The organism is Limimaricola litoreus (assembly GCF_024159025.1).
GTDB lineage: Bacteria > Pseudomonadota > Alphaproteobacteria > Rhodobacterales > Rhodobacteraceae > Limimaricola > Limimaricola litoreus.
Map to the genome: position 1 here is coordinate 1 of NZ_JAMYXC010000082.1, position 9,013 is coordinate 9,013.

The window sequence follows — 9,013 nt, forward strand, 5'->3', positions numbered from 1 at the left end:
AGGGCCGGCACGGCCTGCTTCGAAATCCGGGCCTTGCGCGCCTCGCGCAGCGCCGCGAGACCGCGCCGGGCAAGCTCGCGCACCGCCTCGGGCCGCCCATCGACCAGGGGCCGCTTGCCCCGCTCCTCGAAGCCGGGAATCGCCATGAGCCACAAGGCCACGCCATGCCCGAACCCGGCCCGCCGGATCGCGGGTTCCTCGAACTCCTGCGCGCCCAGCGCCTTGGCCGAAAGCCACATCAGCCCGCCCGCCGTGGCGTCGATATGCGCGTCGAGCGCGGCCTGATCCTCGAAGGGATCGGCATAGATGTCCCAGCGCCGCGCCGCGACCAGCGCGTCGAGCGTGGCCTCGGGCAGATCCGCCTCGCGCACCACCTGCGTCAGGGGAGCTGCGACCTCATGCGCACGCACCGGCGCGCCGCCGACGATCTCCTCGACCACGTCGCGCCACCATTGCAGCCGCATCTCCGCGATCATCGGCTCCTTAGTGACGAAGGGCGCGCGCGCCACTTCGAGGTTGAAGGCATAGAGCGGAAACAGCTTTTCCCGCGCGGTCACGGGGGCCGCCATCGCCGCGCGAAAGCGGTCGGGATCGCCGCGCTCGACCAGCCCGGCACAGGCTTCGATGCTCATGCGCACCCCCCGTTCATCTTTCCGAAAATACGCAAACCCGGCCTCAGACCCGTGCGACCGGTTCGGCGCCGTCGCGCACCAGCTTCCAGCGGATGGATTCGACCAGCGCGTCGAAGCTCGCATCGACGATGTTGGCCGAAACGCCGACGGTGGACCAGCGGTTGCCCTGCCCGTCCTCGCTGTCGATGATGACGCGGGTGACGGCGTCGGTGCCGCCATCGGTGATGCGCACCTTGAAATCCACGAGGTGCACGTCGTCGATGATCGACTGGTAGGGGCCGAGATCCTTGCCCAGCGCGCGGCTGAGCGCGTTGACCGGGCCGCGATCCGAGCCGTCGGGCCCGGCGCTTTCGGAGACGCTCAGCACCTTTTCACCGCCGATCTTCACGACCACCACCGCCTCTGAGAGCGAGACCATCTTGCCGCGCTTGTTGCGGCGCCGTTCCACGGTGACGCGGTAGCGCTTCACCTCGAAGAAGTCCGGCAGGCGGCCCAGCTCGTCGAGGGCGAGAAGCTCGAAGCTCGCCTGCGCCGTGTCGTAGGAATAGCCGCGCGATTCCTGCTCCTTGATCCGATCGAGGATGCGCGCGAGCGCCGGGTCGCCCTTTTCGACCTCGATGCCCGCGCGCATCAGCCGCTCGCGCAGGTTCGATTGTCCGGCTTGGTTCGACATCGGCACGATGCGGCTGTTGCCGACGACCGCAGGATCGACATGCTCGTAGGTCGAGGGGTCCTTGGCGATGGCGGAGGCGTGCAGCCCCGCCTTGTGCGCGAAGGCCGAGGCGCCGACATAGGGCGCCTGTTTCGACGGCACGCGGTTGAGGATGTCGTCGAGAAGCCGCGAGGCGCGGCGCAGCCCCTTGAGCGCATCGAAGCTCACACCGGTTTCGAGCTTCGACGCATAGGGCTCTTTCAGGAGCAGCGTCGGGATCAGCGTGGTGAGGTTGGCGTTGCCGCAGCGCTCGCCCAGACCGTTCAGCGTGCCCTGGATCTGGCGCGCGCCCGCCTCGACGGCGGCCAGCGAGCCAGCCACGGCCTGGCCGGTGTCGTCATGGCAATGGATGCCCAGATGGTCGCCGGAGATTCCCGCCGCGATCACCGCGCGGGTGATGTGGGCGATTTCCTCGGGCATGGAGCCGCCGTTGGTGTCGCACAGCACGATCCAGCGTGCCCCTGCCTCATGGGCGGCGCGGATGGCCTCGAGCGCGTAATCGGGGTTCGCTTTCCAGCCATCGAAGAAATGCTCGGCGTCGAACAGCGCCTCGCGCCCCTGCGCCACGATATGGGCGATGGAGTCGCGGATATTGACGAGGTTCTCGTCGAGCGTGATGCCCAGCGCGGTGGTGACGTGGAAATCATGCGTCTTGCCGACGATGCAGACCGAGGGCGTGCCCGCGTTGAGCACGGCGGCGAGCACCTCGTCGTTCTCGGCGGAGCGCCCGGCCCGCTTGGTCATGCCGAAGGCGGTGAGGGTGGCGCGGGTTTCGGGCCGTGTCTCGAAGAATTCGCTGTCGGTCGGGTTGGCGCCGGGCCAGCCGCCCTCGATGTGATCGACGCCGAGCGCGTCGAGCGCCTCGGCGATCTGGATCTTCTCGCGGGTCGAGAACTGCACGCCCTGGGTCTGCTGCCCGTCGCGCAAGGTGGTGTCGTAGAGATAGAGCCGTTCGGTCATGCCTGCCCCTCCAGCTTGGACGCGTCGAAGCCCGGGCCCGGTTGCCAGCTGGCCTGCCCGCCCATGTCGGTGACCTGCACGCCCGCGGCGTTCAGCAGATCGCGGATCCGGTCCGCCTCGGCCCAGTCCTTGGCGGCGCGCGCCTCGGCGCGGCGGGTCAGAAGCGCGGTGACGGCGGCATCGACCTCGGGCGCGATCGCGGGGCCCGCCTCGGCCCCCGCGAGATCCGAGAGCGCGTCCCAGTCCTCGATCAGCCCCATCAGCTCCAGCGCCGCGACGAAGGGCACGAGCTTGGCGGGCGTCCTGGCGCTCGACAGCACATGCATCCGCGCGATCGCCCCGGGGGTGTTGAGGTCGTTGGCCAGCACACCGAGGAACTCGGCATCCATCGCCCAGTCGCCCGACGCCTTGAGATCGCGCACCATCTTGGCGGTGAAGCCATGGGTGTGCAGCAGGCTATACCACTTGGTGAGCGTCGCCTCGGCCTCGGCGCGCTTCTCCTCGGTCCAGTCCATCGGCTTGCGGTAATGCGTGCCGAGCATGACGAGGCGGATCACCTCGCCGGGAATGCCCTTGTCCAGCAGATCGCGCACGGTGAAGAAGTTGCCCAGGGACTTGGACATCTTCTTACCTTCGACCTGCAGCATTTCGTTGTGCATCCAGACATTGGCGAAATCGCCTTCGGGATGGGCACAGGCGCTCTGCGCGATCTCGTTCTCGTGGTGCGGGAACTGCAGGTCGATGCCGCCGCCATGGATGTCGAAACTCGCCCCGAAGAGCTGGTAGGACATGGCCGAGCATTCGATGTGCCAGCCGGGGCGACCGTGGCCCACGCTCTCGCCCTCGATCACCGGCCCGTCCCAGCCGGGCTCGCCCTCGGCCGAGGGTTTCCACAGCACGAAATCCATTGGGTCGCGCTTGTAGGGCGCGACCTCGACCCGCGCGCCCGCAATCATGTCCTCGACATCGCGGCCCGACAGCGCACCGTATGCCTCGTAGCTCGCCACCGAGAACATCACGTGGCCTTCGGCGGCATAGGCGTGGCCCGCCAGCGCAAGCCGTTCGATCATCGCGACCATCTGGCCCACGTAATCGGTGGCGCGCGGCTCGTGATCGGGGCGCAGCGCGCCAAGCGCGTCCATGTCCTGATGATACCACAGGATTGTCTCGTCGGTGATCTCGCGGATCGGGCGGCCGGTCTGGGCCGCGCGCGCGTTGATCTTGTCATCGACGTCGGTGAAATTGCGCGCATAGGTCACGTGCTCGGCGCCAAAGACTTCGCGCAGCAGCCGGTAGAGCAGGTCGAAGACCAGCACGGGGCGCGCATTGCCCAGATGCGCCCGGTCATAGACCGTCGGTCCGCAGACATAGAGCCGGACGTCCTTGGGGTCGATCGGCGCGAACTCCACCTTGCGGCGGGTCTTGGTGTCGTGCAGGCGGATCGTCGTCATGTGGGCCTCGCAGGCGGTGACGCCGGCGGGCTGATCCTGTGTTCCATCTGGAAAACGTGAGAGCGGCCCGCGTGACGCAAGTCAGCAGGAAATGATGCAGCCGATGATGCTCGTGCTCGTCATGGAATGCGATCTAGCAGCCGCATCCCCCCGCGTCCAGCGTCTCGGGCGATTGACAGCCGCGCGTGGGCGCGTCCTCTTGGGGTCTATGAAACTTTCGCATCGCATCACCCATATCAATGACGGCGGCTCCGACGGCTGGGGCCTGTTTCGCAAGGCGCGCCGGATGATCGCCTCCGGCGTCCCCGTGGTCGAGCTGACCATCGGCGAGCATGACATCCGCACCGACCCGCGCATTCTCGACGCCATGGACCACGCCGCGCGCGGCGGCCATACCGGCTACGCCGCCGTGGCGGGGACCGATGCGCTGCGGGCCGAGATCGCCCGCCGCGTGGCCGCGCAAAGCGGCGTCGCGACCACGCCAGAGAACGTGCTGGTGGTGCCCGGCGGCCAGGCCGGGCTGTTCATGGCCCATATGGCTGCCTGCGAACCGGGCGATGGTGCGCTCTACATCGACCCCTATTACGCGACCTACCCTGGCACGCTTCGCGCGGCCGGCGCACGGGCGATCGCGGTGGCGGCGCGGCCCGAGCACGGCTTCGTGCCGCAAGCCGAGGATATCGATGCGGCGATCGACGGCGCGACGGCGGCGGTGCGCTCCTTGCTGATCAACAGCCCCAACAACCCGACCGGCGCGGTCTATGATCGCCCGGCGCTGGAGCGGATCGGGGCGGTCTGCGACCGGCGCGATCTGTGGCTCGTCTCCGACGAAGTCTATGACGGGCAGGTCTGGGAGGGGGCGCATCTGAGCCCGCGCGCCCTGCCCGGTCTTGCGGAGCGCGTGCTGGTCGTGGGGTCCATGTCCAAGGGCCATGCCATGACCGGCAGCCGCGTCGGCTGGATCGTCGGCCCGGCAGAGGCGATCGCGGCGCTCGAGGATCTCGCCACCAACATGACCTACGGCATTCCGGGCTTCGTTCAGGATGCGGCCTTGCATGCATTGCGGCTTGGCCCCGCGTTCGAGGCCGAGATCGCGGCCCCCTTCCGGCGCAGGCGCGAGATCGCGCGGCGGCTGGTCGCGGCGCAGGAGGTGGTGCGCGCCGTACCGATGCAGGGCGCGATGTACGCACTGCTCGACATCCGCGCGACCGGGCTCGACGGCGAAGCCTTTGCCGAGGCTCTGCTGGAGCGCGAGCGGATCGCCGTCATGCCCGGCGAAAGCTTCGGCCAGGCGGCGCGGGGGCATGTGCGCGTGGCGCTGACGGTCGAGGACGCGCGGCTCGAAGCGGCGCTGGTCCGGTTGCTGGCGCTGGCGCGGGAGCTCGCAGAAGAAAGGGGGCCGTGACCGGCCCCCTTTCCTCGCGTCGTGCGATGCGTTCGACCCGGCGGATGGCCGGGTCGTCCGATCAAAAGCGGTAGGACACGCGCGCGGCGGCGGTGGTCGCGTCGAGATCGGTGTCACCGAGGTCTTCGAACTCGTGCTTGAGCACTTCGGCACCGACGGTGACGTTCTCGGTGACCTTGTAATCGACACCGGCACCGTAAACGTAGCCGTCGAACTGGTCTTCGCCATCGATCTCGTCGGCGGTGTAGGCGCTGGCGTAGCCCGCGGTCACATAGGGCAGGAAGGCGCCCGCGTCATAGCCCGCGCGCAGCTTGGCGGCGGCGATGCCGTCGATCTCGTTGCCAGTGGCATCGTCTTCGATCTCGGTGCCGGCATAGGAGACTTCGCCACCCAGGACGAGCTTGCCGAAGTCGTAGTCATAGCCGAGCTGAGCACCATAGACGGAGCCCTCGTCGTCGAAGCTGTCGTCATCGGCTTCGGTCTCGCCGTAGCCGAGCTGGCCACCGGCATAGAAGCCGGTCCAGTCGCTCACGGCAACCGGAGCAGGGGCGACGGCGACGGGCGCAGCCGGGGCCACCGGGTCGGCGACGGGCATGGCCAGGCCACCGGCGAAAGCGGGGGCGGAGAGCAGGCCGAGGGCCAGCGCGGAGGTGAGGGTCTTGGTCATCATCTGTAGCTCCTGTTCGTGCAATGCCCGGCCGCCCGAGTTCGGGGAGGAGGCGACCGTGGCAGACGCCCGGCTTTACCGGTGCGCCCATGACGAACACATGGCGCAGCCAAGTGTTCAATACGATTGCACAAAAATGCGCAGCCGCGACGCCGTACACGCGCAGGATTACGCTACCGTCTCGGCAGCGACCCGCCGATTACCCGGCGGCACTCGCGCGCAGGACCTCGATTACCGCCTCTTTCGGCACATCCGGGGTCATGAATGCACGACCGATGCCGCGCGCCAGGACAAAGCGCAGCACGCCTTCCTTCACCTTCTTGTCCTGCCCCATCAGGTCGAGCAGCGATTCGGCCCCCGGCAGATCGCCCGGAATGTCGCGCAGCTCGGCGCGCATGCCCATCTCGGCGAGATGCGCACGCAGGCGGCTCGGCTCTTCTTGCGAACACAGGCCCAGCCGGGCCGATAGGTCGAAGGCCAGCGCGCAACCGATCGCCACCCCCTCGCCGTGCCGGAGCCGATCCGAATAGCCCGTGGCCGCCTCCAGCGCGTGGCAGAAGGTATGGCCGAGGTTGAGCAGCGCCCGGTCGCCCTGCTCGGTCTCGTCGCGCATCACGATCTCGGCCTTCATCTCGCAAGAGCGGCGCACCGCCTCGAGCCGGGCGGCCGCGTCGCCCTCGCGCAGGCGGGGCCCGTGGGTCTCCAACCACTCGAAGAAATCGGCATCGCCCAAGAGCCCGTATTTCACCACCTCGCCATACCCCGACAGGAATTCGCGCCGGGGCAGCGTGTCGAGCAGAGCGATGTCGGCGAGCACGAGCGCCGGCTGGTGGAACGCCCCGGCAAGGTTCTTGCCCTGCGCGGTGTTGATGCCGGTCTTGCCGCCGACCGAACTGTCGACCTGCGCGAGCAGGGTCGTGGGGATCTGCACGAAGCGCACGCCACGCCGCATGATGGCGGCGGCAAAGCCCGCGAGATCGCCGATCACGCCGCCGCCGAAGGCCACGACGAGATCGCCGCGCTCGATCCGGTTCTCGATCATCCATTCCGTGGCCCGCGCCAGCCCCTCCCAGGACTTGGTCGCCTCGCCCGCCGGCAGAGAGAGGCTCACCGCCTCGATGCCCGCCGCGGCCAGCCCCTCTTCGAGCGTCGCCAGATGCGCCCGCGCCACCGTCTCGTCGGTCACGATGGCGACGCGGCTGCGCCGCAGCAGGGGCGCGATATGCCGTCCGGCCTGCGCCGCGAGCCCCGCACCGACATGGATGTCATAGGCGCGTCCCGGCAGGTCGACCCGGACGGTGGCGGTCTGTGATGCGGTCATCGGCGTGTCTCCAGGATATCGGGGCGGGTGGCGAGAAGCGCGATCACGCGGTCGGTGGTCCGGTCGATCGAATCCCCCGCCTGCGCGGTGAGCCGCAGCTCGGCCTGCTCATAGATGTCGCGGCGCTCATCGAGCAGCCGCGCCAGCGTCGCGCGGGGGTCGGCGGTGCGCAGCAGGGGCCGGGTCGACTTGTGGCGGACCCGCTCCCACAGCAGGTCGAGATCCGCATCGAGCCAGAGCGCCGCGCCGCGATCCGCGACGAGCGCCCGGTTCTGCGGCGCGAGATAGGCCCCGCCGCCGGTCGAGATGACGCGCGGCCCGGCGTCGAGCAGCCGCGACAGCACCTCGCTCTCGCGCGCGCGAAAGAAGGCCTCGCCGTCGCGCGCGAAGATCTCGGCAATGGAGCAGTCCGCGGCCTCCTCGATCGCGGCGTCGCTGTCCACGAAGCCGCAGCCGAGCCGGGTCGCCAAGGCGCGACCGATCGCGGTCTTGCCAGACCCCATCATGCCCACCAGCACCACGGGTCGCAGCAGCCCGCCGCTGCCCGTGGCCTTCGCGCCGTCTTTCGCCGTCATCCGCGCCTTTTTCGCCTCCATCGAGCTTCCGTCGCACCCCGCCGGGCGGGGCTGGCAATTTCTCGCCCTGAATGACGTGATATCCGCCGAAAGACCAGTTATGAATCGCTCGAAAGAGGCGGCGCACGGCCGCCCGCGGACCGGGGCAAGGGAACGAGTGAGATGCTGAGACGACTGATCTGGGCGCTGGTGAAGGCTGCGCTGATCCTTGTGGTGCTGGCCGCGCTGGGCGTGCTGGCCTATGCCTATGTGGGGCCGATGCTGTTCCCCGCCGACTTCGCCGCCCCCGCGACGGAGGTGGTCAAACCCGTGACCCTCGAGATCGGCCAGTGATCAAGGCGTCGCGTCTTCTGCTCGCGGCGGGCGCGATGGCGGCCTGGGCCTCTGCCGGTGCGGCCCAGACCGAAACGGGCGGCGGGGAACCGCTCTCGGCGATCGACTGGCTCTCGCGTTCGGTGGCGCCGCCCCCCGTGGCCGATATCGGCCCGCCAGAAGCGCCCGTGGCCGACAGCGCCGCCGCGCCGCAGGTGTCGGTGCAGCCGCTCGAGACCGCCTCGCCCGATTCCGTGGGCCTCGTCGGCCCGCGGCTGTCGGGCCTGCCGCGCAGGCTGTGGTCGGCCAGCGCGCAGGACAAGCTGATCGCCCTGATCGAGGCGCAGCCGCTCGAGACCCTGCCTGCCGTCGAGGGGCTCTTGCGCCTGCTCATGCTGGCCGAGGCCGATCCGCCGGCCGGGGCCGATGCGCGCGGCATGCTGTTTCTGGCCCGGATCGATCGGCTGCTCGAAATGGGAGCGCTGGAGCCCGCGGCCGAGCTTTTGCAGGAGGCCGGCCCCGACGATCCCGAGCGGTTTCGCCGCTGGTTCGACATCGCGCTGCTGACCGGCACGGAGAACGCTGCCTGCCGGGCGATGCGCGACAAGCCCGCCATCGCGCCGACATGGCTGGCGCGCATCTTCTGCCTCGCGCGCGAGGGCGATTGGCAGGCGGCGGCGCTGACGCTCAACTCGGCCCGCGCGCTGGGCGAGGTGACGGATGTCGAGGATGCGATGCTGTCGCGCTTCCTCGACCCCGATTACTACGAGGGCGAGCCGCCGCTCGAGGCGCCCGAGCGCGTGACGCCGCTGATCTACCGGCTGCTCGAAGCCGTGGGAGAGGCCATGCCCGCCGCGGGCCTGCCGCGCGCCTTCAGCCATGCCGATCTGCGCCCGACCAAGGCCTGGCGCGCGCAGCTCGAAGCGGCCGAGCGCCTCGCGCGCCACGGCGCGATCGAGCCCGCGCGCCTGTTCGGCA

The 9,013-nt window shown here is 69.4% G+C and carries 8 protein-coding genes and 1 pseudogene; 3 read left to right on the plus strand and 6 right to left on the minus strand.

Annotation, left to right across the window (positions count from 1 at the left end; translation table 11 throughout):
- The 3 genes from NHG85_RS05915 to cysS all read right to left on the minus strand — a co-directional run.
- The coding region (locus NHG85_RS05915; protein ID WP_253330701.1) for a squalene/phytoene synthase family protein at positions 1 to 632 on the minus strand (632 nt) is incomplete at its 3' end.
- A gap of 43 nt (positions 633 to 675) precedes the next feature.
- On the minus strand, positions 676 to 2,304 hold the full coding sequence (gene cimA, locus NHG85_RS05920) for a citramalate synthase (protein WP_253330703.1): 1,629 nt from the start codon (positions 2,302 to 2,304) through the stop codon (positions 676 to 678).
- Positions 2,301 to 3,755, minus strand: coding sequence for a cysteine--tRNA ligase (cysS, locus tag NHG85_RS05925; RefSeq protein WP_253330705.1), 1,455 nt, complete (start codon positions 3,753 to 3,755; stop codon positions 2,301 to 2,303). The genes cimA and cysS overlap by 4 nt, the downstream gene beginning before the upstream one ends.
- A gap of 208 nt (positions 3,756 to 3,963) precedes the next feature.
- Here cysS and NHG85_RS05930 point away from each other — a divergent pair, with 208 nt between their 5' ends.
- Complete coding sequence (locus NHG85_RS05930) at positions 3,964 to 5,160, plus strand: pyridoxal phosphate-dependent aminotransferase (protein ID WP_253330707.1); 1,197 nt, start codon at positions 3,964 to 3,966, stop codon at positions 5,158 to 5,160.
- A 61-nt stretch (positions 5,161 to 5,221) separates the two neighbouring features.
- Here the strand turns inward: NHG85_RS05930 and NHG85_RS05935 are convergent, their stop codons facing one another.
- From NHG85_RS05935 to NHG85_RS05945, 3 genes are all read right to left on the minus strand, one after another.
- Positions 5,222 to 5,830 carry an outer membrane protein gene (locus tag NHG85_RS05935; protein ID WP_253330709.1) on the minus strand — a complete coding sequence of 203 codons (609 nt, stop codon included), beginning with the start codon at positions 5,828 to 5,830 and terminating at the stop codon, positions 5,222 to 5,224.
- A gap of 196 nt (positions 5,831 to 6,026) precedes the next feature.
- Positions 6,027 to 7,148: a 3-dehydroquinate synthase gene (gene aroB / locus NHG85_RS05940; protein WP_253330711.1), complete on the minus strand. Its 1,122-nt coding sequence runs from the start codon at positions 7,146 to 7,148 to the stop codon at positions 6,027 to 6,029.
- Positions 7,145 to 7,723: a shikimate kinase gene (locus tag NHG85_RS05945; protein ID WP_253330713.1), complete on the minus strand. Its 579-nt coding sequence runs from the start codon at positions 7,721 to 7,723 to the stop codon at positions 7,145 to 7,147. Before NHG85_RS05945 ends, aroB begins: the two co-directional genes overlap by 4 nt.
- Positions 7,724 to 7,885: 162 nt before the next feature.
- On the opposite strand from NHG85_RS05945, the gene NHG85_RS05950 reads away from it, so the two are divergent.
- The gene (locus NHG85_RS05950; protein WP_162620367.1) at positions 7,886 to 8,056 is read left to right on the plus strand and encodes a hypothetical protein; all 171 of its coding nucleotides are present in this window, start codon (positions 7,886 to 7,888) and stop codon (positions 8,054 to 8,056) included.
- Positions 8,053 to 9,013: pseudogene (locus NHG85_RS05955) on the plus strand (hypothetical protein); the annotation flags it as partial. The gene NHG85_RS05950 and the pseudogene NHG85_RS05955, both read left to right, overlap by 4 nt.

Excerpts from the sequence above, each read along its gene's own strand:
- cimA (WP_253330703.1), bottom strand. The coding sequence starts at position 2,304 with ATGACCGAACGGCTCTATCTCTACGACACCACCTTGCGCGACGGGCAG.
- cysS (WP_253330705.1), bottom strand. The coding sequence starts at position 3,755 with ATGACGACGATCCGCCTGCACGACACCAAGACCCGCCGCAAGGTGGAG.
- NHG85_RS05930 (WP_253330707.1), top strand. The coding sequence starts at position 3,964 with ATGAAACTTTCGCATCGCATCACCCATATCAATGACGGCGGCTCCGAC.
- NHG85_RS05935 (WP_253330709.1), bottom strand. The coding sequence starts at position 5,830 with ATGATGACCAAGACCCTCACCTCCGCGCTGGCCCTCGGCCTGCTCTCC.
- aroB (WP_253330711.1), bottom strand. The coding sequence starts at position 7,148 with ATGACCGCATCACAGACCGCCACCGTCCGGGTCGACCTGCCGGGACGC.
- NHG85_RS05945 (WP_253330713.1), bottom strand. The coding sequence starts at position 7,723 with ATGACGGCGAAAGACGGCGCGAAGGCCACGGGCAGCGGCGGGCTGCTG.
- NHG85_RS05950 (WP_162620367.1), top strand. The coding sequence starts at position 7,886 with ATGCTGAGACGACTGATCTGGGCGCTGGTGAAGGCTGCGCTGATCCTT.